Source organism: Paraburkholderia tropica, from assembly GCF_914484835.1.
Taxonomy (GTDB): domain Bacteria; phylum Pseudomonadota; class Gammaproteobacteria; order Burkholderiales; family Burkholderiaceae; genus Paraburkholderia; species Paraburkholderia tropica_A.
Genome location: NZ_CAJZAR010000001.1, coordinates 45139 through 70137 on the forward strand (window position 1 = coordinate 45139; position 24999 = coordinate 70137).

Annotated in this window: 21 protein-coding genes; 6 read left to right on the forward strand and 15 right to left on the reverse strand. The window is 65.7% G+C overall.

Annotation, left to right across the window (positions count from 1 at the left end):
* Positions 1–4: 4 nt before the first annotated feature.
* The 9 genes from bioD to LDO54_RS00280 all read right to left on the reverse strand — a co-directional run bounded on the left by bioD (position 5) and on the right by LDO54_RS00280 (position 10459).
* Positions 5–748 (reverse strand): dethiobiotin synthase, encoded by a 744-nt coding sequence (gene bioD, locus LDO54_RS00240; RefSeq protein WP_224004329.1) that lies wholly within the window; start codon positions 746–748, stop codon positions 5–7.
* Positions 745–1941 (reverse strand): 8-amino-7-oxononanoate synthase, encoded by a 1197-nt coding sequence (gene bioF / locus LDO54_RS00245; protein ID WP_224004332.1) that lies wholly within the window; start codon positions 1939–1941, stop codon positions 745–747. Before bioF ends, bioD begins: the two co-directional genes overlap by 4 nt.
* Entirely contained in the window at positions 1941–3308 is a 1368-nt protein-coding gene (gene bioA / locus LDO54_RS00250; RefSeq protein WP_224004335.1) for an adenosylmethionine--8-amino-7-oxononanoate transaminase, read from the reverse strand. Before bioA ends, bioF begins: the two co-directional genes overlap by 1 nt.
* A gap of 350 nt (positions 3309–3658) precedes the next feature.
* A complete protein-coding gene (locus LDO54_RS00255; RefSeq protein WP_224004338.1) occupies positions 3659–5056 on the reverse strand; it encodes a dienelactone hydrolase family protein in 1398 nt (465 codons plus the stop codon).
* 551 nt (positions 5057–5607) lie between these two features.
* Entirely contained in the window at positions 5608–6060 is a 453-nt protein-coding gene (locus LDO54_RS00260) for a YchJ family protein (RefSeq protein WP_224004341.1), read from the reverse strand.
* Between the two features lie 105 nt (positions 6061–6165).
* Positions 6166–6843, reverse strand: coding sequence for an SDR family oxidoreductase (locus LDO54_RS00265; RefSeq protein WP_224004344.1), 678 nt, complete (start codon positions 6841–6843; stop codon positions 6166–6168).
* A gap of 97 nt (positions 6844–6940) precedes the next feature.
* On the reverse strand, positions 6941–8134 hold the full coding sequence (locus LDO54_RS00270; protein ID WP_224004347.1) for an acetyl-CoA C-acetyltransferase: 1194 nt from the start codon (positions 8132–8134) through the stop codon (positions 6941–6943).
* A 62-nt stretch (positions 8135–8196) separates the two neighbouring features.
* Positions 8197–10008 (reverse strand): bifunctional isocitrate dehydrogenase kinase/phosphatase, encoded by a 1812-nt coding sequence (gene aceK, locus LDO54_RS00275; protein ID WP_224004350.1) that lies wholly within the window; start codon positions 10006–10008, stop codon positions 8197–8199.
* 52 nt (positions 10009–10060) lie between these two features.
* On the reverse strand, positions 10061–10459 hold the full coding sequence (locus LDO54_RS00280) for a MerR family transcriptional regulator (protein WP_224004353.1): 399 nt from the start codon (positions 10457–10459) through the stop codon (positions 10061–10063).
* Positions 10460–10764: 305 nt separating this feature from the next.
* On the opposite strand from LDO54_RS00280, the gene LDO54_RS00285 reads away from it, so the two are divergent.
* The gene (locus LDO54_RS00285; protein WP_224004356.1) at positions 10765–11835 is read left to right on the forward strand and encodes an MBL fold metallo-hydrolase; all 1071 of its coding nucleotides are present in this window, start codon (positions 10765–10767) and stop codon (positions 11833–11835) included.
* 112 nt (positions 11836–11947) lie between these two features.
* On the opposite strand, the gene lolA is transcribed toward LDO54_RS00285, so the two are convergent.
* Positions 11948–12628 (reverse strand): outer membrane lipoprotein chaperone LolA, encoded by a 681-nt coding sequence (lolA, locus tag LDO54_RS00290; RefSeq protein ID WP_224004650.1) that lies wholly within the window; start codon positions 12626–12628, stop codon positions 11948–11950.
* Between the two features lie 106 nt (positions 12629–12734).
* Positions 12735–15050: a DNA translocase FtsK gene (locus tag LDO54_RS00295; protein WP_224004359.1), complete on the reverse strand. Its 2316-nt coding sequence runs from the start codon at positions 15048–15050 to the stop codon at positions 12735–12737.
* Positions 15051–15405: 355 nt separating this feature from the next.
* On the opposite strand from LDO54_RS00295, the gene trxB reads away from it, so the two are divergent.
* The 4 genes from trxB to LDO54_RS00315 all read left to right on the forward strand — a co-directional run bounded on the left by trxB (position 15406) and on the right by LDO54_RS00315 (position 18347).
* Positions 15406–16401, forward strand: coding sequence for a thioredoxin-disulfide reductase (gene trxB / locus LDO54_RS00300; protein ID WP_224004362.1), 996 nt, complete (start codon positions 15406–15408; stop codon positions 16399–16401).
* A 231-nt stretch (positions 16402–16632) separates the two neighbouring features.
* Positions 16633–17415, forward strand: coding sequence for a Smr/MutS family protein (locus tag LDO54_RS00305; protein WP_224004365.1), 783 nt, complete (start codon positions 16633–16635; stop codon positions 17413–17415).
* Positions 17416–17547: 132 nt separating this feature from the next.
* Positions 17548–17994, forward strand: coding sequence for a hypothetical protein (locus tag LDO54_RS00310; RefSeq protein ID WP_224004368.1), 447 nt, complete (start codon positions 17548–17550; stop codon positions 17992–17994).
* Positions 17991–18347 (forward strand): hypothetical protein, encoded by a 357-nt coding sequence (locus tag LDO54_RS00315; protein WP_224004373.1) that lies wholly within the window; start codon positions 17991–17993, stop codon positions 18345–18347. The genes LDO54_RS00310 and LDO54_RS00315 overlap by 4 nt, the downstream gene beginning before the upstream one ends.
* A 135-nt stretch (positions 18348–18482) precedes the next feature.
* Here LDO54_RS00315 and LDO54_RS00320 read toward each other — a convergent pair whose 3' ends face one another.
* From LDO54_RS00320 to LDO54_RS00335, 4 genes are all read right to left on the reverse strand, one after another.
* Positions 18483–19601 (reverse strand): ABC transporter ATP-binding protein, encoded by a 1119-nt coding sequence (locus tag LDO54_RS00320; RefSeq protein WP_224004375.1) that lies wholly within the window; start codon positions 19599–19601, stop codon positions 18483–18485.
* Between the two features lie 79 nt (positions 19602–19680).
* Positions 19681–20538: a carbohydrate ABC transporter permease gene (locus tag LDO54_RS00325; RefSeq protein ID WP_224004378.1), complete on the reverse strand. Its 858-nt coding sequence runs from the start codon at positions 20536–20538 to the stop codon at positions 19681–19683.
* Positions 20528–21469 carry a carbohydrate ABC transporter permease gene (locus LDO54_RS00330; protein ID WP_224004381.1) on the reverse strand — a complete coding sequence of 314 codons (942 nt, stop codon included), beginning with the start codon at positions 21467–21469 and terminating at the stop codon, positions 20528–20530. The genes LDO54_RS00325 and LDO54_RS00330 overlap by 11 nt, the downstream gene beginning before the upstream one ends.
* Before the next feature lie 141 nt (positions 21470–21610).
* Entirely contained in the window at positions 21611–22858 is a 1248-nt protein-coding gene (locus LDO54_RS00335) for an ABC transporter substrate-binding protein (protein WP_224004384.1), read from the reverse strand.
* 623 nt (positions 22859–23481) lie between these two features.
* Between LDO54_RS00335 and zwf the strand changes: the two genes are divergently transcribed.
* Complete coding sequence (gene zwf, locus LDO54_RS00340) at positions 23482–24948, forward strand: glucose-6-phosphate dehydrogenase (protein ID WP_224004387.1); 1467 nt, start codon at positions 23482–23484, stop codon at positions 24946–24948.
* Positions 24949–24999 lie beyond the last annotated feature (51 nt).

Sequence of the window (24999 nt, forward strand, 5' to 3'; positions counted from 1 at the left end):
GCGCTTAGTGCGCCGATTGTGCGGATTGCGGCGCCAGCGCGGCGAGCCGTGCGAGCAGCGTGTCGATGTTCAGGTGTTCGGCGGCATCGTCGGCGCTCGCGCCGCGCATGTGCGGCACGACGCCCAGCAGCGGCGCGCCGAACTGGGCGGCGAGTCGCGTGCGCAATGCGTCGATGTTTTCTTCAGGGAACGTCATGTTCGGGTCGATGCGGTTGGCGACCCAGCCCGCGAGCTTGAGCCCGCGCGCGGCCACGGCCTCGGCGGTCAGCAGCGCGTGGCTGATGCAGCCGAGCCGCATGCCGACCACGAGCACCACCGGCAGATTCAGCGCGAGCGCGAGATCGGCGGTGTCCTGCTCGTCGGTGAGCGGCACGCGAAAGCCGCCCACGCCTTCGACCACGACCGCGTCGGCGCGCGTGCACGCCTCGCGATGGCTCTCGACGATGCGCGCCATATCGAGCGTCACGCCTTCGAGCGCGGCGGCGATATGCGGCGCGGCCGGTTCCTTGAGCAGGAAGGGCGTGCGGATTTCGGGCGGCAGCAGCACGCTCGCGGCGGCGTCGAGCTGATCGGCGTCTTCGTTGTGCCAGACGCCGTCGCGCTCATAAGCGCCCGCCGCGATCGGTTTGAGCGCCGTGGCGCGCAGGCCCGCGTGCGTGAGCCCGCGCAGGATCGCGGCGCTCACGAAGGTCTTGCCGATTTCGGTGTCGGTGCCGGTGACGAATAGCGAAAGTGTCGATGCGCTCATGCGTTTTTCTCCTGGGCCGCGCGGTTCGCCTGTTGCAGCGACCTGTTCAGACGATCGAGATCGGCGTCCGAATGCGCGGCGGACAGCGAAATGCGCAGGCGCGACGTGCCCTCGGGCACGGTCGGCGGACGGATCGCGGGGACCCAGAGGCCGTCGCGTTCGAGTTCGGCTTGCAGCGCGAGCGTGGCGTCGTTGGCGCCGATCACGAGCGGCTGCACAGCCGTCATCGAATCGACGGGCAGCCAGCAGGTTTGCTTGAGCATCGCGCGCGTGCGCCCGATCAGATGATTCAGATGCGCGCGGCGGGCGTCGCCCTCTTCCCCGCCGATGATGCGCAGGCTCGCGGACACCGCATGCGCGACCGACGGCGACGACGCCGTCGTGAAGATATACGGACGCGCGCGCTGCACGAGCCACTCGATCACGGTCGCGTGCGCGCAGACGAACGCGCCCGAGACGCCCGCGGCCTTGCCGAGCGTGCCGACCATCACGAGCTGCGGCGAGCGCAGCGCGGCTTCGGCGATCGCGCCGCGGCCTTGCGGCCCGAGCACGCCGAAACCGTGCGCGTCGTCGACCACGAGCCAGGCATCGTGCCGTTCCGCGAGTTCGACGAGGCGCGCGAGCGGCGCGACGTCGCCGTCCATGCTGAACACGGTGTCGCTGACGATCAGCTTCACGTTCGCGTCGGAGGCGTCGAGCATCGCGCTCAGCGCGTCGGTGTCGTTATGCGGATAGATCTGGATGTCGGCGCGCGAGAGACGCGCGCCGTCGATCAGCGAGGCGTGGTTCAGCGCATCGGAAAAGATCGTCGTGCCGCGGCCCGCGAGCGCGGTCAGCACGCCGAGATTCGCCATGTAGCCGGTGCTGAAGTACAGCGCGCGCGGCGCGTCGACGAAACCGCCCACGAACGCGGCGAGATCGTCTTCGAGTTGCGCGTGCGCGCGCGAGTGGCCGCCGAGCAGATGCGAGCCGCCGCTGCCCGCGCCGTAGCGCTGCGCGCCTTCGGCCAGCGCGGCAACGAGCTGCGGATGCGCGGCGAGGCCCAGATAGTCGTTGCTCGCGAAGCCGATGGTCTCGCGGCCGTCGACCGTCATGTGCGCGTCGCACGGCGTGTCGATGGTGCGGCGGCGGCGGCGCAGGCCGCGCGCGTCGAGTTCGCGCAGGCCTTGTTCGAGCGTGTCGAGAAGCGGCATTACAGGTCCTCCGCGACGGTCGCGTCGAAAGTTTCGCGCGTGCGTTCGGCGAGATGCGCCTGCGTCTGCGAGTCGAGAATGTACGGCGGCATCACGTAGACCGTCGTGCCGATCGGGCGCAGCAGCAGTTCGCGCTGCAATGCGTGCTCGAAGAAGCGGCGCGAGAACGTGCGCGCGCGCGCGGGATCGTCGAGCTTCACGTCGAACGCGAGGATCGTGCCGCACTGGCGCAGATCGCGCACGAGCGGATGCGCTTCGAGCGGCGCGAACGCTTCGCGCAGTTGCTGCGACTTTTGCGCGTTCGTCGCCAGCACGTGATCGCGCTCGAACAGGTCGAGCGTCGCGAGCGCGGCGCGGCACGCGAGCGGATTGCCCGTGTACGAATGCGAATGCAGGAAGCCGCGCGTGGTGTCGTCGTCGTAGAAGGCGGCGTAGATCTCGTCGCGCGAGAGCACGATCGAGAGCGGCAGATAACCGCCGCTGATGCCCTTCGAGAGCGTCAGCAGATCGGGCCAGATGCCCGCTTGCTCGCACGCGAAGAAGGTGCCGGTTCGGCCGCAGCCGACGGCGATTTCGTCGGCGATCAGATGCACTTCATAGCGGTCGCAAAGCGCGCGCAAGCCTTGCAGATAGAGCGGATCGTGCATCGCCATGCCGGCGGCGCACTGCACGAGCGGCTCGACGATCAGCGCGGCGATACGGCCTTCGCGTTCGGCGAACAGGCGCTCGACGTCGGCGAGCGCGCGGCGCGCGACATCGGCGGCGCTCTCGCCTTCCTGCGCCGTGCGCGCGTCCGGCGACGCCACCACGTGGGCGTGCGTCAGCAGCGGATCGTAAGCATCCCTGAAAAGTTTCACATCGGTCACGCCGAGCGCGCCGATGGTCTCGCCGTGATAGCTGTTGGCGAGGCAGACGAATTCGCGCTTGTCGATCGCGCCCCGGTTGCGCCACGCGTGAAAGCTCATCTTCAACGCGATCTCGACCGCCGACGCGCCATCGGAAGCGAAGAACGCATGCCCGAGCGTGCCGCCCGTGAGCGCGCTCAGGCGCTCGGCGAGTTCGACCGCCGGTTCGTGCGTGCAGCCCGCGAGCATCACGTGCTCGAGCGTATCGAGCTGCGCCTTGAGCGCGGCGTTGATGTCCGCGTTGGCGTGACCGAACAGGTTGACCCACCACGAACTGATGGCGTCGAGATAGCGGCGCCCTTCGTGGTCGTAGAGCCACGGGCCTTCGCCACGCGAGACGGCGACGAGCGGCAGGCGCTCGTGATGCTTCATCTGGGTGCACGGATGCCAGACGGCGCGCAGGCTGCGCGCGATCCATTCATCGTTGGCAGTGCCTTGGGATGAGGGGTTTGCGGAATTCAAGTACGGCTCCAGGTACGACAGCGGGACCGAGATTAGCGCGTTCGCCCGCGCAATGCACTACCCCTCAAAACCCCGCCCAGCATGGCTTCGACCGGGGTACGGCGCGGTTCGCGACATCTGCGGCGGGTTCGTTTTAAAAGCCCGGAAATGACCGTAGATGACGACGGCAAAGTCATGCGCGCTTATGCAAAAAAATCCGGGGGCGCGTGAGCGCGAGCGCGCGCGTCGGCCATGCGGAAGCGGTATTTTTTAGGGCGAGATCAGAAAAGACCGGCAAAAAAACGGGCAGCCTCGCGGGCCGCCCGATCCGAACACACTGCAAAAATGGGGGAAACGCCTGAGCGCGTGGCTCAGCGGCTCGCGAGCGCGTGCGACGGCTCGGCGGCGTCGGCGACGGCATGCGCGTCGCCATTGCTGTCGTTCTGCGCCGTGGTGGCGGTGTCGTTCGCCCACACCACGTTGCCGTTGACCGCGTAGAGGCGGCACGGATCGCTGCTGTGCTGCTGGCAGTTCGCGACGGCGACGGCCATCGGATTGTCGCCGCCTTCGGCCCACGACCACGCGCCCGAATCGGACACCGCGAACGCGCGGCTCGGATACTGCTTGAGGAAATTGCGATAGCCGTCGCGGCCCGCCTGGTCGAGGAACGGCACCGCGCCCACCGCGTCGATCGACGCATAGCCGGTCGCCTGCGGCGCGGACGCCGTGGCCACACGGTACTGCACGGACGTGGGCATGCCCTGCTCGGCGAGGAAGGATTCGACCTTCGGCCACCAGACCTGCACGCCGTCGCGGTCGCCGACGAGGCGGTGCGCGTCGTTCTTGTATGCGCCGAAGTCGATCAGTTTCGCGCTCGCCACGCTGCCGTTCCCGCCCGCCTGCGCGGTGCGGAAAGCCGCGAACATCTTCGTGACGAGATCGGGCGACCACACGGAGTCGTTGTCGCCGTAGAGCCAGAGCGAGGCCACGCGGGCCTTGCCGCCGTAGTCGCCGAACGCCTGGGTCAGGTTGCCCTGCCAGCCGGTGCACGCATCCTGGCGCAGACCGCCCGAGAAGTTGATGAGCGCGCGCACGCCCTTCGCGGCTTCAGTGCCGTAGGCCATCGTGGCCAGGCCGCCGTGCGAGGTGCCGGCGACCACGATGTGGTTCGCGTCGACGAACGGCTGCTTCGACATGTAATCGACCGCCGTGGCGACGTCCGACGCCTGGCCCATGCCGTTGCTCGCGACGTCGCAGCCGTCCTGTTCGTAGGTGCCGCCCGAACCGGCGAAGCCGCGGCGGTTCGGCGCGACGACCACGTAGCCGCGGCGCACGAATTCGCGCGCGAACGACATCGGGTCGCTGCGCGCCTGCAAACGCGGATCGCCTTGAATCTTGCCGTGGTTGAACACCACCATCGGGAACGGGCCGGAGCCTTCCGGGCGATAGACGGTGGTTTCGAGCGTCACGCCAGGTTCGCCGTCGACGGGGATCTGGATGATCTGCGCGTTCATGTCGGCGTGGACGACGGGGAGATACGCGTCGTCGAGCGCGAGGCGCGCCACTTTGGCGTTGCCGAGCGGGCCGCCCGCATTCGCATGCTGACCGGACGTGGACGTGGAAGAAGGCGAAGCGGAAAGCGCGGGCGTGTTGTTCGGCACCGATGCCGCATCGGCCAGCGAGGCGGCGTGAGCGTTCGACAGCGCGACCGACAGCACGCACGCCGTGCCGGTCACTGCCCATCCGGTAAGAAGCTTCCTGAACGCCATCTGCTGCACCTGCCCGCGAAATTCCCGCTGTCAATCTGACTACCCGAGCGACTCACCCGCGACCTGCCCGCTTTCGCGGGACACAACAGGACACCGCTGCGCGTGGCCGGAGCCAAAGCGCGTTTGTGACCCATCGCGGGGAAGAAAACCGATCGGAAAACCTGTGCGGCACCGTTCTGTCATCGACCAGACCCGCCGCCAGCGCTCGCCCGGGATGCCACTGCGATGCGTCGAAAAAGTGCTTTTTCAACATTCGCTTACGTGGCGGACGAACACCGTGATTGCATCCTCGCACGACAAATATTTGTTGTGCAATTCAGTAGTAACCCGGCATAAGGCATGCCAGCGGCGCGCAGCCCTTGCTGCACGGCGTCTGCGGGAATTTCGGCCGATTTGCGGGGAGAGGGAATAAAAACATTTCGGGAAATTTCGCGTCGCGCGGCGCCAACAATCGCGCCGCTTTCACGTAAGTGCCTGTTTGCAAACGCGATATTTCGGGTGTTATGGCGCCATCTTGTCGATGGGCGCGATCGGCAGATGTTCAGCGCAGGTCACGCATCGGAAACGTCGCCGTCGACATAGCGCCAGCGGCCGTCCTCGCCGCGCGTGAAGCGGCTCAGTTCATGCAGACGATAGGCGCGTCCGCCGCTTTTGTAGCGCGCGACGAATTCGACGCGCGCGTGCGTCTCGTCGATCGGCTCGTGGCGCTTGACCGAAAGGCCGAGCCAGCGCGGTGCGCCGGGCGCATCGGCGTCGGCGTCGAGATCGGCGGGACAGGTCGCCGGATCCCAGCTCGCGCGCAGATACGCGGAGTCGCCGAGCACATAGGCCGTGTAGCGCGAGCGCATCAGTTCGAGCGCCGTGGCGGGCAACTCGCCGCCGTCGATGAAGCGGCCGCAGCAGGCCGCGTAGCGCGGCGGCTTCGCGCCCGCCTTGAGGTTCGGCGCGGCGCCGCCGCAAGGACAGTCGAGCGGACGCGCGGCGCGCGGGGAATCAGCGGTCATCGGGAAAATCCGTGGACAAAGACAAGAGCAAAAAACAAAAGCCGCTTCGCGCGAGCAAAGCGGCCTTTCGCATTTTTACCTGAACGGCACGCCGTTCACCAGCGCTCACCAGTCGAGTTCGGTGCCGTCGTACTGGAAGAAGCGTCCGTTGAAGACCTCGCGCGCGGCGGCCGCCTCGGCCACCACCTCGCGCATGCCGGCCACGCTCGCAGCGGCGTCGATGGCCGCGTGCGCGCCGCCCATGTCCGTGCGCACCCAGCCCGGATGCAGCGCGACGCAGGTGGCGCGGCGCGTCTGCAGCGAGGTGATCTTGAGGACGTCGTTGAGCGCCGCCTTGCTCGCGCGATAGAGCCAGCCCGTCGTGCCGGTGGTCTGCGCGATGCTGCCCATGCGGCTCGACAGCACGCCGAGCACGCCGTGCGCCGCATCGACGAGCGGCAGCAGAATCGGAATCAGCTGCATCGGCCCGCGCACGTTGGTGTTCATCACGTATTCGAAGTCCTCGGAGGTGATCGATTCCACGCCTTCGGTGCGCGGACCGTAGACGCCGGACACGATCAGCGCCACGTCGAGCCGTTCGCCGTCGAGCTTCCCGCCGAGCGCGGCGATGTCCTCGGGGTTCGCGATATCGACCACATAGGTCTGCGCCCCGAGCGCCCGCAGATCCGCGAGCGCAGATTCGGACCGCGCCGTGGCCAGCACGCGCCATCCGGCCTTCGCATATTGACGCGCGAACTCGAGACCCAGGCCTCGCGACGCACCCACGATCAACGCTGTTTTCATCTCGCCACCTTCTCTTGTGTGCCGCGGCCTTTGCTGGAGCGCCGCGTGCGGGTGATGCCGCGCGCCGCCTCCCTGCGGCGCGCGTTCAGGCGTCAGCCTACAGGAGTTCGACGCCCATTGCCGTGGCCTCGCCGCCGCCGATGCACAGGCTCGCGACGCCGCGCTTCTTGCCGCGCGCGCGCAATGCGCCGATCAGCGTGACGAGAATGCGCGCGCCCGACGCGCCGATCGGGTGACCGAGCGCGCACGCGCCGCCGTTCACGTTGACCTTGTCGTGCGGCAGATCGTGGGCCTTCATCGCGGCCATCGTGACCACGGCGAAGGCTTCGTTGATCTCGTAGAGATCGACGTCGGCGGCCGTCCAGCCGGTCTTCTCGAACAGCTTCGCGATCGCGCCGACGGGCGCCGTGGTGAACTTCGACGGTTCCTGCGCGAAGGTCGAATGGCCCGTGATGCGCGCAAGCGGCGTGACGCCGAGACGCTTCGCGGTCGACGCGCGCATCAGCACGAGCGCGGCCGCGCCATCCGAAATCGACGACGAATTCGCCGCCGTCACCGTGCCGGTCTTGCTGAACGCGGGCTTGAGCGTGGGGATCTTGTCGGGTTTGGCCTTGAACGGCTGCTCGTCGCGCTCGACGAGCGTCTCGCCCGCGCGCGTCGCGACCGTCACCGGCGCGATTTCCCACGCGAACGAGCCGTCTTCGTTCGCGCGTTTGGCGCGCTTGAGCGATTCGATCGCGAACGCGTCCTGACTCTCGCGCGAGAAGCCGTGCTCGCCCGCGCATTCCTCGGCGAAGGTGCCCATCAGACGGCCTTTGTCGTAGGCGTCTTCGAGACCGTCGAGGAACATGTGATCGAGCACCTGGCCGTGGCCCATGCGCATGCCCGCGCGCGCCTTGGGCAGCAGATACGGCGCGTTGCTCATGCTCTCCATGCCGCCCGCGACGATCACGTCAGCCGAGCCCGCCAGCAGCATGTCGTGCGCGAACATCGCCGCGCGCATGCCCGAGCCGCACATTTTGTTGACGGTGGTCGCGCCCGCCGCGAGCGGCAGTCCCGCGCCGAGCGACGCCTGGCGCGCGGGCGCCTGGCCCTGTCCCGCAGGCAGCACGCAGCCCATCACCACTTCGTCGATCTGCTCGGGCTTCAGACCCGCGCGTTCGAGCGCCGCCGCAATCGCCGCCGCGCCCAGCTGCGGTGCGGTGAGCGAGGCGAAATCGCCCTGAAAACCGGCCATCGGCGTGCGCGCGGCCGCCACGATCACGATGGGATCCTGCTGCGTCTCACTCATGTCTGTCTCCTTGATTGGATGTCTCGATACGTCGGTCATGTCGGTCAGTCGGTCATGCGCGATCAGGCCGCGCACGCGGCGGCGTCGCCGCTCTCGGGTGCGCGTTCGAACAATTGCGGATAGCGCGTGCAAAACCGCGCGCTCGCGTCGTACGGCAAGCAGTCGGGCACCTCGCCCGCGAGCAGGCGCGACTTGCTGTCCTGCCAGATCTCGGGCTCGAAAAAATCGGCGTGATGCTGAAGGAAATAGCGGCGCACGCGCGGGTCGCCGAGCAGGAACGTGCGATACGTCTCAGGAAAAATATCGCGCGGGCCGACCGGATACCACGGCTCGTCCGATAGTTCGTCCTCCTCATGACGCGGCGGCGGCACCGCGCGCACGTTGCAGTCGGTCAGGTATTCGATTTCGTCGTAGTCGTAGAACACCACGCGACCGTGGCGCGTCACGCCGAAGTTCTTGTAGAGCATGTCGCCCGGGAAGATATTCGCGCGTATCAGGTCCTTCACCGCGTTGCCGTATTCGCGGATACCGTGCTCCACCTCCGCGTCGCTGCCGTTTTGCAGCCAGAGGTTCAACGGCACCATGCGCCGCTCGATATACAGATGGCGGATCACGAGCTGGTCACCCTCGTACTCGATCATCGACGGCGCGAGCGTTTCGAGCTCGCGCACGAGCGCTTCGTCCAGCCGCGCGACCGGCAGCGCGACGCTCGAATATTCGAGCGTGTCGGCGAGCCGCCCGAGGCGGTCGTGGCGCTTTACAAGCTGATACTTCGCCTCGACCTGCTCGCGCGTGGTTTCCTTCGGCGCGGGAAAGCTGTCCTTGATGACCTTGAACACATACGGATACGAAGGCAGCGTGAACACGATCATCACCATGCCGCGTATGCCGGGCGCGGCGATGAAACGGTCGCTCGAATGCCGGAGGTGTTGCAGCAGATCGCGATAGAACAGGTTTTTGCCCTGCTTTTGCAGGCCCAGCGACGTGTAGATCTCGCCCTTCGCCTTGCGCGGCATGATGCTGCGCAGAAACTCCACATAGGCCGAGGGCACTTCCATGTCGACGAGAAAATACGAGTGCGCGAAGCTCATCATGATGAGCACGTCGTCGGTGCGCAGCAGCGCGGTGTCGAGCGCGAGCCGTCCATCCGCGACATGACGGATCGGCACGACGAAAGGCACCAGCATGTCGCCGTTGATGATGCGCCCGACGATATACGCGGCCTGATTGCGAAAGAACAGCGAGGCCAGCACGTGAATCTGGAAGTTCGCTTTCGGCTCGACGTCGCCGAAGGTTTCGCGCATTGCGCGCATCGTGCATTCGACGTCGCGGCCCAGATCCTCGAACGGCGTGTCGATCTGAAAGTTCGTGACGATGCGTTCGAGCGTGGCGGCGAGGCCGTCCTTGAGCGGGTAATACGCGCGATACGTGGGCTTGGCGGCGGGCTCGTCGTTCTCGATGTACTCGGTCGAAATCGCCGGGCGCACGAAGATGAAGGCGTTGTTGAAGTACGAGCGATGCAGGATCTTGCAGCACACCGAGTTGAAGAACGTCTCGGCGCATTCGGGCTGCCGGTGCGTCGTGAGCAGGCCGATGTAGTGCAGCTTGATCTGCTCCCAGACATCGTCGTCGATATGCTCGGCGTCGTATTCGTCCTCGATCGCCACGACGCATTCGCGCACGCGCTCGTCGTAGGACGCGATGCGCTCGCGCGCGAGCTGCTGCAAGCCCTGCCAGTCGCGCGCCTCGAAGCACTCGCGCGCCCGCGCCGCCGCCACGCAGAAGTTGCGGTAATGGCGATCGAAGCCTTCAAGCATGGTCTGCGCCACGTCGTAACCGATCTGCGACGAGAGCAGCTTGGGAAAATGTCTCATGGCGCGCTCAGTTCGGGTCGATCGCCGGGGTCAATGCTCAGGAGCTCGCGGCTTACTTGTTCGCCGCCGCGGCGTTCTTTTCGAGCAGCACACGCGCCTGCGCCTCGTACTGCGCGAGATCTTCGAGCGTCGCGTCGAGGTCGGCGCGCTGACGTTCGAGTATCTCGCGATGGCGCACCACCGTGTCGAGGAAGGCCTGGAGCTGCGGGAGCGTGTCGGTCGGCGACTCGTAGAGATCGAGCAGCGCGCGGATTTCGTTGAGCGTGAAGCCCAGGCGCTTGCCGCGCAAGGTCAGCTTCAGGCGCGTGCGGTCGCGGCCGGAGAATACGCGCTTGAGGCCGCTCGCGCCTTCGCGGCTCGGCGCCAGCAGGCCCTGGTCCTCGTAGAAACGGATCGCGCGCGGCGTCACGTCGAATTCGCGGGCGAGTTCGGTAATCGTGTAATGGGTCATGACTGGTCGGGCGCCTCTGGCCGCCGGCCGTGGGGTTCGGCAAGGCGGCTCGTTCGTCGTTAGAATCGACGTTTACGTTATCGTCAACCTGCAGGTTTCGCAACCTTGCACCGAGCGAGCCCACCGAGCGTGACTGGCTCGCGCTGGACATTGTTCCGCGTATCGGAACACTCTCCCGGAATTCCTGCACAAATGCCGCAATGCGGCGACAATGTGGATGGAAGGCGTGGGACGGACGGCGCGCGCGCACGATGCCGAACCGCCGCGCCGCCACGCACACATAAAAGACAGGAGTTGAGACCCCCATGAATGCGCTCGAACACCAGCTCGATTACCCCTTCAAGGACACCCTGCCCGAACCCGGCCACGCCTTCGAGGTCGCGCCCGGCGTGAAGTGGCTGCGCATGCCGCTGCCGTTCGCGCTCGACCACATCAATCTCTGGCTGCTGCGCGACGAGATCGACGGCCAGCAAGGCTGGACCGTGGTCGACTGCGGCATCACCAACGACACCATCAAGGCGCACTGGGAGCAGGTGTTCGAGAACCAGCTCGACGGCCTGCCGGTGCTGCGCGTGATCGTCACGCACTGCCATCCCGACCATATCGGCCTCGCGCACTGGATCTGCGCGGGCGGCGACAAGGCGCGCTGGGACGTGCGCCTGTGGACCACCCTCGGCGAATACATGAGCGCGTGCGTGCTGGCCTCGGGCAACGGCTCGAACGCGGGTGGCGAAGGTGCGGCGCGCCATTTCGCGCGTCACGGCGTGAAGGACGAAGCGGCGCTCGATCAACTGCGCAACCGCCGCAGCTACTACGCGAATCTCGTGCCGTCGCTGCCGCCGCAATATCGCCGCCTGCGCGAAGCCGACACTGTATCGATCGGCGGACGCGACTGGCGCGTCGTGACGGGTTTCGGCCATTCGCCCGAGCATTGCGCGCTGCTCTGCGAGGACATCGGCGTGCTGATTTCGGGCGATATGGCGCTGCCGCGCATCTCCACCAATGTGTCGGTGTTCGACATGGAGCCGGAAGGTAATCCGCTCGGCCTCTACCTCGAATCGCTGGGCCGTTACGAGACGATGGCCGAGGACACGCTCGTGCTGCCCTCGCACGGCAAGCCGTTCCGCGGCGTGCGCACGCGTATCGGCCAACTGCGCGAGCACCACGACGCGCGCCTGGCCGAAGTGATGGAAGCCTGCGCGAGCGCGCCGCAAAGCGCCGCGGATATCGTGCCGCTGATGTTCAAGCGCGCGCTCGACGTCCACCAGATGACGTTCGCGATGGGCGAAGCGCTCGCGCACCTGCATCTGCTCTGGCTCGCGGGCAAGCTCACGCGCAGGACGGGCGAGGATGGCGTGATCCGCTTTTCTGTCTGACCGGTCTGATCGGTCTGAGCGCGGTTTAAACCTCCGCGCCCGCGAATAAAAAAGGGCGGCTCATTGCGAGCCGCCCTTTTTCGTTCTTGCACGGTGAAGCGCGCGACTACCCTCAGTTGCCGCCGCCCGTGATCAGATCGGCGCCCTTCGGACGCACGAACTTGAACGTCGACGCCGGCAGCGACGGGTTCTTCTCGATGTTGGAGAACGTGAGCAGCGTCACGTTGCCGAACACGTCGTGCAGTTCCATCGCTTCGAGATTGCCGTCGCGAAAGCCGATGCCCACGCTCTTGAACTGCGTGTCCTTCGACTTCGGAATCAGCTCCAGCCAGTCGATGCCGTTCTTCACACCCGCGTCGGAGAGCGTGAAGTTCTTGTCGAGATCGTTGCTGCCGAACAGGATCGCCGCCGGGCTCGCGCCGAGCGCGCCGCCGAGCTTGCGCTCGGTGACCTGGTTCAGGTCCTTGTCGTAGACATAAAGGTTGTCGCCGTCCGACTGGAGTTGCTGCTGATACGGCTTTTCGTAATTCCAGATGAACTTGCCGGGACGCGAGAACACGAACGTGCCGCTCGACGTCTTGGCGTTGAGCGTGGCCGTGGCGACGGCGTCGCTCGTGCTCTTCGCGTTCGACGGCGCCTTGAGTTCACGCTGCACGAAGCTGCCGCGCGCGGCGTGCACCTGCGCGACGAATTGCTTGAGCTGGTCGGTGCCGCCCGCGTAGGCGTGCGAGGCCAGCGCGAGCGATGCGCCCAGCGCGACGGCGAGCGCGCGGCCGGCGCGCGCGAGCGTCATACGAGTCGGTTGTCCTGCGAAAAACTGCATCTATCGTTCTCCAGTAGCGAAATGGATAGCGTGGAAGGCCGCGCGGGCAGGTCGCCCGCACACGGCTTGAGCGCCTTTAGTCGGCGTCGCGCGTGGGCGCGAGAATCTCGCGGTTGCCGCTCGACGACATCGCCGAAACGAGTCCCGACTGCTCCATCTGTTCGAGCAGCCGCGCCGCCCGGTTATAGCCGATGCGCAGATGACGCTGCACGAGCGAAATCGACGCACGCTTGTTCTTGATGACCACTTCGACGGCCTGGTCGTAGAGCGGATCGGACTCGTCGCCGGTGCCCGACGCGGACGCCGAACCTTCGTCGCCCTCGCCCGCCACGCCGCCTTCGAGAATGCCCTCGATATAGTTCGGCTCGCCCTGCTCCTTGAGCTTGTCGACGACGCGATGCACCTCGTCGTCGGCGACGAACGCGCCGTGCACGCGCACCGGCAGGCCCGTGCCCGGCGGCAGGTAGAGCATGTCGCCCATGCCGAGCAGCGATTCCGCGCCCATCTGGTCGAGAATCGTGCGCGAGTCGATCTTCGACGACACCTGGAACGCGATACGCGTCGGCACGTTCGCCTTGATCAGCCCCGTGATGACGTCCACCGACGGACGCTGCGTCGCGAGGATCAGGTGGATGCCCGCCGCGCGCGCCTTCTGCGCGATCCGCGCGATCAGTTCCTCGACCTTCTTGCCGACCACCATCATCAGATCCGCGAGTTCGTCGATCACCACGACGATGTGCGGCAGCTTCTGGCACGGTTCCGGGTCGTCCGGCGTGAGGCTGAACGGGTTCGGAATCTTTTCCTCGCGCTTGTTCGCCTCTTCGATCTTGTTGTTGTAGCCCGCGAGATTGCGCACGCCCAGCTTGCTCATGAGCTTGTAGCGGCGCTCCATCTCGGCGACGGTCCAGTTCAGCGCGTTGCCCGCCTGGCGCATGTCGGTCACGACCGGGCAAAGCAGATGCGGAATGCCTTCGTAGACGCTCATTTCGAGCATCTTCGGGTCGATCAGGATCATGCGCACCTGCTCCGCGCTCGCCTTGTACAGCAGCGACAGGATCATGGCGTTGATACCGACCGACTTGCCCGAACCGGTCGTACCGGCCACCAGCAAGTGCGGCATCTTGCCGAGATCGGCGCACACCGGCTTGCCGCCGATGTCCTTGCCGAGGCCCATGGTGAGCGCCGAAGACGCGTCCGCGTAGACCGCCGAACCGAGAATCTCCGACAGGCGCACGGTCTGACGACGCGAGTTCGGCAGTTCGAGCGCCATGCAGTTCTTGCCCGGAATCGTTTCGACCACGCGGATCGAGACGAGCGACAGCGAACGCGCGAGATCCTTGGCCAGATTGACGATCTGGCTGCCCTTCACGCCCGTGGCGGGCTCGATCTCGTAGCGCGTGACGACCGGGCCCGGATAGGCGGCCACCACGGCCACGTCCACGCCGAAATCCTTGAGCTTCTTCTCGATCAGGCGCGAGGTGAATTCGAGCGTGTCGTCGGAGATGGTTTCCTGGCTCGCGGGCGCGGCGTCGAGCAGCGAGATCGGCGGCAGCGTGGAATCGCCGGGCAGATCCGTGAAAAGCGGCACCTGGCGCTCTTTCTCCACGCGCTCCGAGCGCTGCGGCGTAACCACGGGCGGCACGATCGTGACCGGCTCGTGCTCCTCGATCTTGACGCGGCCGCGCTCGACCTTGCCCTCTCGCTTGACCGCCGCGGCCTCGCCGAGCTTGCGGTCGCTGCGTTCCTCGCGGCGCAGTTTGGCGAGCGTGACGGCGTTGATCAGCGATTCGCCGACTTTCTCGGCCACCGAGAGCCACGAGAAGCGGAAATACAGTGACAGACCGATCGCGAGCGCGATCAGCATCGCGAGCGTGCCGCCAGTGAAGCCGAGCGCGTTCGAGACCGCGCGCGCGACCGCGCCGCCCACGACGCCGCCGGGCGTCTGCGGCAATTGCACCTTGAGCGACCACATGCGCAGCGCCTCGATGCCGCAGCTCGACAGCATGACGAGCACGAACGCGAAGCCTTCGGCGACCCAGCTGATGTCGCGCGGCTTGTCGTCGTCATCGTCGCGAAGGGTTTCGTGGCGCGTGATGCGGCGGTAGTTCGCCGAAATCAGGCGGCCGAGCAGCACCAGCCACCAGTAGGCGGACAGGCCGAACAGCAGCAGCAGGATGTCCGAGGTGCGCGCGCCGACGCGCCCCGCCCAGTTCGAGATGTGGTCGACCTGGGCGGCGTGGGTCCAGCTCGGATCGTGGCGGCTGTAGCTGATGAGCGCCATCAGCAGGAACACGCCGAGCGCGACCTGCAAGATCCAGCGGATTTCGGTGAAAAGGCGCGACATGCGATGCGGCAATGCCTGCGCCTGCGCGGTAAAGGGTGCTTTGGCCATTGAATCCTGGTGATTCTCGATGCTTTGGCGTGCCGGACGCCGCTGGCGGGGCCGGCGGGCGCGCGGACGCCGTCGTCCGATCCGGCCTATTGTAAACGCGATGTTTGAGCCCCGGCGGCGCGACGCTGTAAATGAGGGTAACTGACAACGGCGGCTCGCCCAGCCGGCCCCAAGGCTATCGCAGCGATCGGAAAGCTTCATGAAGCGGCGATCGGCCCCGACCTTTATAATTGCGGGCTGATGCCCAACTTACCTGCGTAAGCCCCGCCGCAACACCGGGCGGCCGACCGCAAATCCGGCAGCAGCGCGGCGCACTACAAGACGCGCCACGCAGCGCCATCAACGGAATTCGATCATGTCCGCAACCAAACACGCCAAAGTCCTGATTCTCGGTTCCGGCCCCGCCGGCTACACGGCAGCCGTCTACGCCGCGCGCGCGAACCTCTCGCCGCTGCTCGTCACCGGCCTCGCCCAAGGCGGCCAGCTCATGACCACGACCGACGTGGAAAACTGGCCCGCGGACCCGAACGGCGTGCAAGGCCCCGAGCTGATGCAGCGCTTTCTGGAGCACGCGGAGCGCTTCAACACGGAAATCGTGTTCGATCACATCCACACGGCCAAGCTCGACGAAAAGCCCATCCGCCTGATCGGCGACTCGGGCGAGTACACCTGCGATTCGCTGATCATCGCGACCGGCGCGTCGGCGCAATACCTCGGCCTGCCGAGCGAAGAGTTGTTCATGGGCCGCGGCGTCTCCGCCTGCGCGACCTGCGACGGCTTCTTCTACCGTAACCAGCACGTCGCCGTGATCGGCGGCGGCAACACGGCAGTCGAAGAAGCGCTGTACCTCTCGGGCATCGCGAAGAAGGTCACCGTGATCCACCGCCGCGACAAGTTCCGCGCCGAGCCGATCCTGATCGACCGCCTGCTGGAGAAGGAAAAGGAAGGCGTCGTCGACATCAAGTGGGACCACGTGCTCGACGAAGTCAAGGGCAACGAAGGCGGCGTGAACGGTCTGCGCATCAAGAACGCGAAGACCGGCGAAACCACCGACCTCGACCTGCAAGGCGTGTTCGTGGCGATCGGCCACAAGCCGAACACCGACATCTTCGCAGGCCAGCTGGAGATGAAGAACGGCTACATCATCACGAACGGCGGCCTGAACGGCAACGCCACCGGCACGAGCGTGGCCGGCGTGTTCGCGGCCGGCGACGTGCAGGATCACGTCTATCGCCAGGCCATCACCAGCGCCGGCACGGGCTGCATGGCCGCGCTCGACGCGCAGCGCTATCTCGAGACCATCAACGAGATCTCGCAGCCGCACGTGATGAGCGCCGAAGCCGACCGCTAAGCTGTCCAGCCAGCCGTCCAGCGGCGCTCAGCCGCTAAAATAGTGCCCGTCGGTCCGACGGCGCACGCCACGAGGGCCGCGGCCAGCCAGCCGGCGGCCCTTGTTTTTTGGTTTTTCAGGCGTTCCGCGTGAGCGCCTGGCGCGCGCCCGTCCGGTCGCGCAGCCGTTGAGTTGCCGTTTTCCATCGCGCGCGTTCTACGTCGAACGCGCGTCCATCGAGCGCCTTTCGCCATGCCCAAGAACGTGCCCCATCCGGGCGAGCCCAAGCGCCCCGCCACACCCCGCCCCGCCGCCGCACCCGCGCCGGCGGCGCCCGACGCCTCGCCGGACGCCGGCAAGGCGCAGACGGGCTTCGCCGGTCTCGGCAGCCTGCGCGATGCGCTCAAGGTGCAGACGCGCCAGCGCCAGCAGCAACGTGTCGCCGCCCAGGCCGCGCGCGTGGAAGCCGCGGCGGACAGCGACCTGTTCCGTCGCGAGATCGGCCAGATCGCGCCGCTCAAGCAGCCGACGCGCGCGCAGCCGCGCCGCGCGTCGCCCGTGCCGCTGCCGCTCCAGACCCAGCGCGACGAGCAGGCCGTGCTGCACGAAGCCATCTCCGACGACTTCGACCCCGAAGCCTTCCTCGACACCGACGACACGCTGTACTACCACCGCCCCGGCATCAGCGAGGAAGTGGTGAAGAAGCTGCGCCGCGGCACGTGGATCGTCCAGGCTCAGCTCGACCTGCACGGCATGCGCCGCGAGGAAGCGCGCGAGGCGCTGCAGGCGTTTATCCGCGAGGCCGGCAAGCGTGGTCTGCGCTGCGTACGTGTGATTCACGGCAAGGGACTGGGCTCGGTCGGCAAGGAGCCGGTGCTCAAGGGCAAGGTGCGCGCATGGCTGGTGCAGAAGGAAGAAGTGATCGCGTTCTGCCAGGCGCGGCCGCACGACGGCGGCGCGGGCGCGGTGCTCGTGCTGCTCCAGCCGCATGGCGGCGGGCATGGGCATCATCCTCACCACGCTGCGCATCCGTAACAACGATGGCGTGACTGTTGTGGCGTGACGATGGCGCAGCGCGTTCGCGTCTCGTCTCCCGTTACTCCTACGCCATCCGGCTAGCTGTTGCGCGCGGCCGCGTTTCGTTATGGTCATCGGTATCCGTGATCGATGCTCAACGTAACGCCGCGCCACGCCGCCATGACCGCCAACGGCCTTCACACCACCTCGCGCCAGCTCGTCTACGCGCTGCCCATTCTGATGGGCGGCGTCGAGTACCTGTTGCGCGTCGCGCTCGGCCAGAGCGACAGCGACGCCTTCTTTCCCAGCTCGCTCGCCGCGGGCGGCATCGCCCTGTTCATCGCGTTGACGGATCTGACTTCGCTTTCGGCGCCGGAGTCCGGGGTCGTGTCCAGCCGCCGCAGCTGGCTCGATCAACGCCTCGCGCAAGCCGGCGTCTGGGCCGCTGTCGTGGGCACGGCCGGGTGGCTTTATCTTGTTTTAGCTTCCTTGAGCGAATCGGTAAAAGATGTCATTCCCTACCATCCATTCTGGTGGGCCATCGCCTACTATGGCGCAGGCGTAGTGCTGAACGAATGGAAAGCGAGAGCCGCATGACCGACATTTTCCTGGGATACCTGAGAGAGTTTGGCGCCTTCGACACGTTGATGGCCGCCATCTGGCTGTTCGCGCGCGTCATGGGGCGCATCGCCGACTTCGACAAGGCCATCGCGCTGCGCGCGCGTCTCAAGCGCACGCTGTCCAGCGCCGATTCGCCAGCCAGCGCCGAACTCAAGATCCTGCTCGCGCAGCTCGACGAACTCGAAGGCGCCTACACGCTTTCGAAGGCCACGGGCGTCAAGCTTCGGCAAATCGCGCAGAGCCATCGCGCCTACACGGCACGCCTGAGTGCTGCGCTGCCAAGCACGTTCCACGAAATCGTCGAGCGGCCGTTTGTCGTGACCAGCTAGTCCGCGCGGTCTTCAATCCGGCAATCACGGAAAGCGGGGAATACAAATAAAAAAGCCCCACGCGCATGCCACGCGTGAGGCTTTGCATCGGCGCAACTGCATCAGCTGGCAGCAGCGCCTTCGCAGCAGCACCGCTTAAGCGATGCGCTCCTCCGTCTTCGGATCGAACAGCACCGCCTTCGACACGTCGAACAGCAGGTCCATGTTGTTGAGCGGCTGCGGATTCGCGCCCGGGTGCACGCGGCTCACCACGCGCTTGCCGTTCACTTGCGCGAACACCAGCGTATCCGGGCCGGTCGGCTCGATCACGTCCACCTTCACGGTGTGGCGTTGCAGTTCGTGGCCGTGGCCGTCGTGCGAGCTGCGCGCGTCGGTAATGCGCTCCGGGCGCAGACCCAGCACCACTTCCTGACCAATGTAGCTGCGCAGCTTGTTCGCTTCGAACGGCAGGTTCAGCACATTGCGCGCCACGCCCGTGTCGAGTTCGAGGCCCACGCCCGAGCCCTGCTCCACCAGCTTGCCGTTGATGAAGTTCATCGGCGGCGCGCCAATGAAGCCTGCCACGAACAGGTTCGAGGGCGAGTCGTAGATATCCTGCGGCGCGCCGAACTGCTGAACGATGCCGTCCTTCATCACGGCGATGCGGTCGCCGAGCGTCATCGCTTCGATCTGGTCGTGCGTCACGTAGACGATCGTCTTGCCCACGCGCTGATGCAGCAGCTTGATTTCCGAACGCATCTCGATACGCAGCTTCGCGTCGAGGTTCGACAGCGGCTCGTCGAACAGGAACATGATCGGATCGCGCGCCAGTGCACGGCCCATTGCCACGCGCTGACGCTGGCCGCCCGAGAGCTGGCCCGGCTTGCGGTCGAGCAGATGCTGAATCTGCAGCATGTTCGACACGCGGTCGACGATCTGCGTCTGCTCGGCCTTCGGCACCTTGCGGATGTTCAGGCCGAACGAGATGTTCTCGCGCACCGTCATCGACGGATAGAGCGCGTACGACTGGAACACCATCGCAATGTCGCGATCCTTCGGCGAAAGATCGTTGACGACCTTGCCGTCCATGCAGATCTCGCCCTTGGTCACGGTTTCGAGACCCGCGATCATGTTGAGCAGCGTCGATTTCCCGCAGCCCGAGCCGCCGACCAGAATCAGGAACTGGCCGTCTTCGATATCGATATTGACGCCCTTGAGGACGGGCACCCCGTTCGGGTAGGTCTTGTAGACGTCGCGAATGGAAAGGCTTGCCATGCTATGAATCCTTTTGATCACTGCGCGCTATCGCGCATGAGACCGGGGCCGGCGCTCTCGCCCGCCCCGACCGACAGGTTTAACCCTTCACCGCGCCCGCCGTGAGACCGCGCACGAAGTAGCGGCCGGCGATCACGTAGACGAGCAGCGTGGGCAGCGCGGCGATGATCGCGCCGGCCATGTCGACGTTGTATTCCTTCACGCCCGTGGAGGTGTTCACGAGATTGTTCAGCGCCACCGTGATCGGCATCGAATCGACGCCCGAGAACACGATACCGAACAGGAAGTCGTTCCAGATCTGCGTGAATTGCCAGATCAGGCACACCATGAAGATCGGCAGCGACAGCGGCATCATGATGCGCGAGAAGATCATGAAGAACCCGGCGCCGTCGATGCGCGCGGCCTTCACGAGTTCGGCCGGCACGCTCACGTAGAAGTTGCGGAAGAACATCGTGGTGAACGCGATGCCGTACACGACGTGCACCAGCACCAGCCCGCCGATCGTGTTCGAGAGGCCGAAGAAGCCTTCGAGACGCGCCATCGGCAGCAGGATCGCCTGGAACGGAATGAAGCAGCCGACCAGCAGCATGGTGAACAGCGCGTCGGCGCCGCGGAAGCGCCAGTGCGTGAGCACGTAGCCGTTGAACGCACCGATGATCGACGAGATCAGCACGGCCGGAATCACCATCTTCACGGAGTTCATGAAGAACGGCTGCATGCCGTCGCAGCGCACGCCCGTGCAGGCCTCGCTCCACGCCTTGATCCACGGCGCGAAGGTCGGGCTCGTCGGCAGCGTCAGCATGTTGCCCGAGTGGATCTGGTCGAGCGACTTGAACGACGTCGACAGCATCACGTACAGCGGGAACAGGAAGTACAACGCGAACAGGATCAGCGCCGCGTACACGAACACACGGCTCAGCTTCATCTTAGGCTGCATTGCGCGTGCTCCTCGATTCCAGATACATCAGCGGCACGAGCACGGCCACGACGGTGGCGAGCATCATCATCGACGAGGCTGCGCCCACGCCGAGTTGCCCGCGGTTGAACGAAAACGTGTACATGAAGATGGCCGGCAGCGACGACGACGTGCCCGGACCACCCGCGGTCAGCGCGACGACGAGGTCGAACGTCTTGATCGTGATGTGGCACAGGATCAGCAGCACCGAGAAGAACACCGGACGCATGCTCGGAATCACGATCTTGCGGTAGATCGTGGGCAGCGTCGCGCCATCCACCTGGGCAGCCTTGAAGATCTCGCTGTCGACACCGCGCAGGCCCGCGAGGAACAGCGCCATGCAAAAGCCCGTCGATTGCCAGACCGCGGCCACGACGATACAGAAGATGGCCTTGTCCGGGTCGTTGAGCCAGTCGAGCTGGAAGCTCGTCCAGCCCCACTGGTGCAGCACCTGCTGCAGACCCATGTCGGGGTTGAAGATCCACTGCCATGCCGTGCCCGTCACGATGTACGAAAGCGCCATCGGATAGAGGAACACTGCGCGCAGCGCGCCTTCCTGGCGGATCTGCTGGTCGAGCAGGATGGCGAGGAACAGGCCAAGCGCGACGCAGACGGCGATGAACGGGATGCCGAACCAGCCGAGATTCTGCGCCGACGTCCACCAGACGTCATTGGCAAACAGCTCGCGGTAACGGTCCAGACCCACGAAGTCGTAGCGCGGCATCAGTCGCGAATTCGACAGCGACAGATAGCCGGTAATCAGAATGAAACCGTAGACGAAAACAATGCTGATCAGGACGCTGGGCGAAAGCACCAGCTTCGGGATCCAGCGGTCGGCGAGCGCCGCCATCGGCGACGCGCGGCGGGTGGCAGGCGTGGCCGCCTTGCCGTTGCCGCTAAGAGAAGCAGTCACTGCGCAACTCCTGGTACGGTGCAAAAGCGCGCGGGCTTTCACACGAATGATGGGGTTCGGGCTGAACCGTCATGTCCAGGGTGTGCCGCGCGGGCACACCCTGCTTGCTTCAAGACAGCAAACGACTGCTGTCGTGCGGCTTTACTTCGTCTTCGCAGCCTTCGCGAGCGCTTCCACCGCGCTCTTCGAATCCTGGTTCGAGTTCATGAACTTCGTGACGACGTCGGTGATCGCGCCGGCCGTTGCGTCGGCTTGCGCCATGCCGTGTGCGAGCGACGGCACGTAGCCGCCGGCCTTGATGGCCGTCTGCTCATCCGCGTACGACTGCTTGCCGCACTCGTCGAACTTGCTCATGTCCACACCCAGACGGACCGGAATCGAACCCTTGTACAGGCTGAACTGCTCCTGGAACGCCGGGCTCATGATGGTCTTCGCGAGCGCGAGCTGGCCCGGCGTTGCCGCCTTCTGGCCCTTCTGCTGGAAGAACACGAACGAGTCGACGTTAAAAGTGTAGGCCTTCGACGTGCCCGGCACCGGCGCGCAGACGTAATCCGTGCCCGGCTTCTTGTTCGCGTTCGCGAACTCGCCCTTGGCCCAGTCGCCCATGAACTGCATGCCGGCCTTGCCGTTGATGACCATGGCCGTGGCCAGGTTCCAGTCGCGGCCCGTGCGGCCGTTATCCATGTACGACTCGATCTTGCGGACCGTGTCGAACACGCCGACCATCTGCGCCGACGTCAGCGTCTTCTGGTCCAGATCGACGATCGCCTTCTTGTAGAAGTCCGCGCCCTGCGAGAGGACCACGTCTTCCCACAGCGTCAGGTCTTGCCACGGCTGGCCGCCGGCTGCGACCGGCTGGATGCCCGCTGCCTTCAGCTTGTCGGCGACGGCGAAGAATTCCGGCCAGGTCGTCGGGACCTTGGCGCCGACCTTGTCGAGCGCAGCCTTGTTGATCCACACCCAGTTCACGCGGTGCACCGAGAACGGCGCGGCGACGTAGTGGCCGTCCGCGTGCATGATCTTGTCGATCTGCGGCGGCAGGTTGGCCTTCCAGTCACCCGCGACCGAGTCGATCGGGGCGAGCACGCCCTGCTCCGCCCATTCCTGGATCAGCGGGCCCTTGATCTGGGCCGCGCTCGGCGCATTGCCCGAAATCACCTGGGTCTTGAGTGCCGTCATGGCTGCAGCACCCGCGCCGCCTGCAACGGCGAAGTCCTTCCAGGTATAGCCCTGCTTCTGCATGTCGTCCTTGAGCACGCCGACGGCCTTCGACTCGCCGCCCGACGTCCACCAGTGCAGCACTTCGATCGACTCGGCAGCTTGCGCCGTGGCGACGCCGCCCATCAGACCTGCTGCGCACAGGGCGCCCATGATCGCTCGGAATTTCATTGCTTATCTCCTCCAGACACCTGAACAAAAAACGGTTGGCCCCTGATGTCGCCAGGGTGCGTGTGGTTCAAACAGGCTTAAAACAGGCAAAACACGGGACGGACGGGCGCCGGAGTACCGCGCGCGCGTATTGTCTTTAGATGCGCGCGGGCCGCGGGCCGGTGTCCGGCCGCTGGACGCTCAAGAGATGAGTGGTTCGGAATGCAAAGACTGTCTCCTCTTTTGATTTTCACCGGCCGCGTTCGCATGGTCGACGTGCGCAGCCAGTCGAGGCGCCGCACGCGTCACGCGGCCGAACATCCCACCGCCAGGCGTCTGTTGCCGCGCCCGGCTCGTACATGGACGAATCCATTGTCCGTTAACATGAGGGACGTTCCGTCCGCCCGCGAAAAACTGCTGTGCAAAACCTCCGCACACACGCCGCAAACCCGCACTGCGCCGCGCTTCCCAGCACTTTTTTCATCGAATGAACGTTACCTCTTGATTTGGATTGTAGTTAAACTACAATTCAGTGTCAAAAAAAATTTTATCGGACTACGGCCGCCCGACGGAGCCCGCCCGGCATTGCGCCGGCGCACGCTTCACCCTTGTTCCGCGGCCCCCTCAGGACTGTGACGGAGACTATGCAATTCCCTACCGATTCGGGTTTTACGTTCGTGCTCTTTGGCGCCACCGGCGACCTGGCGATGCGCAAGATCCTGCCTGCGCTGTTCGAGGCGCACCGCTCGGGCATGCTCGCGGAGTCGGGCAAGATCGTGGGCGTCGCGCGTCATGAGGACGACCGCGCCCACTACCTTCAGTGGGTCGAGGAACACGTCAAGCCGCACGTCTCGAAGAACGGTCTGGACGAAGCCGCGTGGGCGAGCTTTCTCGAACGCATCGCCTATGTGAAGCTCGACCTTTCGCGCGCCGAAGACTTCACGCATCTGCGCGACGGCATCGCCGCGCTGCCCGGCATCCGCGTGTTCTATCTGGCCACGGGTCCGTCGCTGTTCGTGCCGATCTGCCGCGCGCTCGCCGCCGTCGGCCTGAACGAAAACTCGCGCATCGTGCTGGAAAAGCCGCTCGGCTACGACCTCAAGTCGTCGAATGCGATCAACGACGCAGTCGGCGAAATCTTCGCGGAAGAACAGATCTACCGTATCGACCACTACCTCGGCAAAGAGCCCGTGCAGAACCTGCTCGCGCTGCGTTTCGGCAACGCGCTGTTTGAGCCGCTGTGGCGCCGCGAATGGGTCGAGAGCATCCAGATCACCATCGCCGAGGAGCTGGGCGTGGAAGCGCGCGGCGACTTCTACGACAACACCGGCGCGCTGCGCGATATGGTGCAGAACCATTTGCTGCAGCTGCTCTCGATCGTCGCGATGGAGCCGCCGCACTCGATGGATTCCGATTCGGTGCGCGATGAAAAGCTGCGCGTCTTGCGCGCGCTCAAGCCCATCGATCCGAACGAGATTCAGAAGATGGCCGTGCGCGGCCAATATCACGCGGGTGTGATCCGCGGCACGCCGGTGCCGGCCTATGCGACCGAAAAAGGCGTGAAGCCCGACAGCCACACCGAAACCTTCGTGGCGCTCAAGGTCGAGATCGAAAACTGGCGCTGGGCCGGCGTGCCCTTCTTCCTGCGCACCGGCAAGCGTCTGGCCGACCGCGTCGCGGAGATCGTCGTGAATTTCCGCCCGGTGCCGCATTCGGCGCTCGGTCCCACGGCGCTGCGCCCCGGTTCGAACCGCCTCGTGATCCGCCTGCAGCCGAACGAAACGATTCGTCTGTATTGCCTCGCCAAGCAGCCCGGCGAAGGCATGAATCTCGCGAGCGTGCATCTGGATCTCGCGTTCGACCAGTTCTTCCGCGAAGGCCAGATGGAGGCGTATCAGCGTCTGCTGCTCGACGTCATCAACGGACGCCTTGCGCTGTTCGTGCGCCGCGACGAGCAGGAAGCCGCATGGAAGTGGGTCGAGCCGATCCTCAACGAGTGGACCGCGGCCACGCGCGCGCCCAAGCCGTACGCAGCGGGCACGTGGGGCCCGGCGGCGGCGAGCGCGATGCTGGCGCAGCACGGCACCTGCTGGCTCGAGGAAGAGAATTGAGGCGAGTGAATTGAGGCAAGAGAATCGACGCGCGCGGCGCGGCCTTGCCGG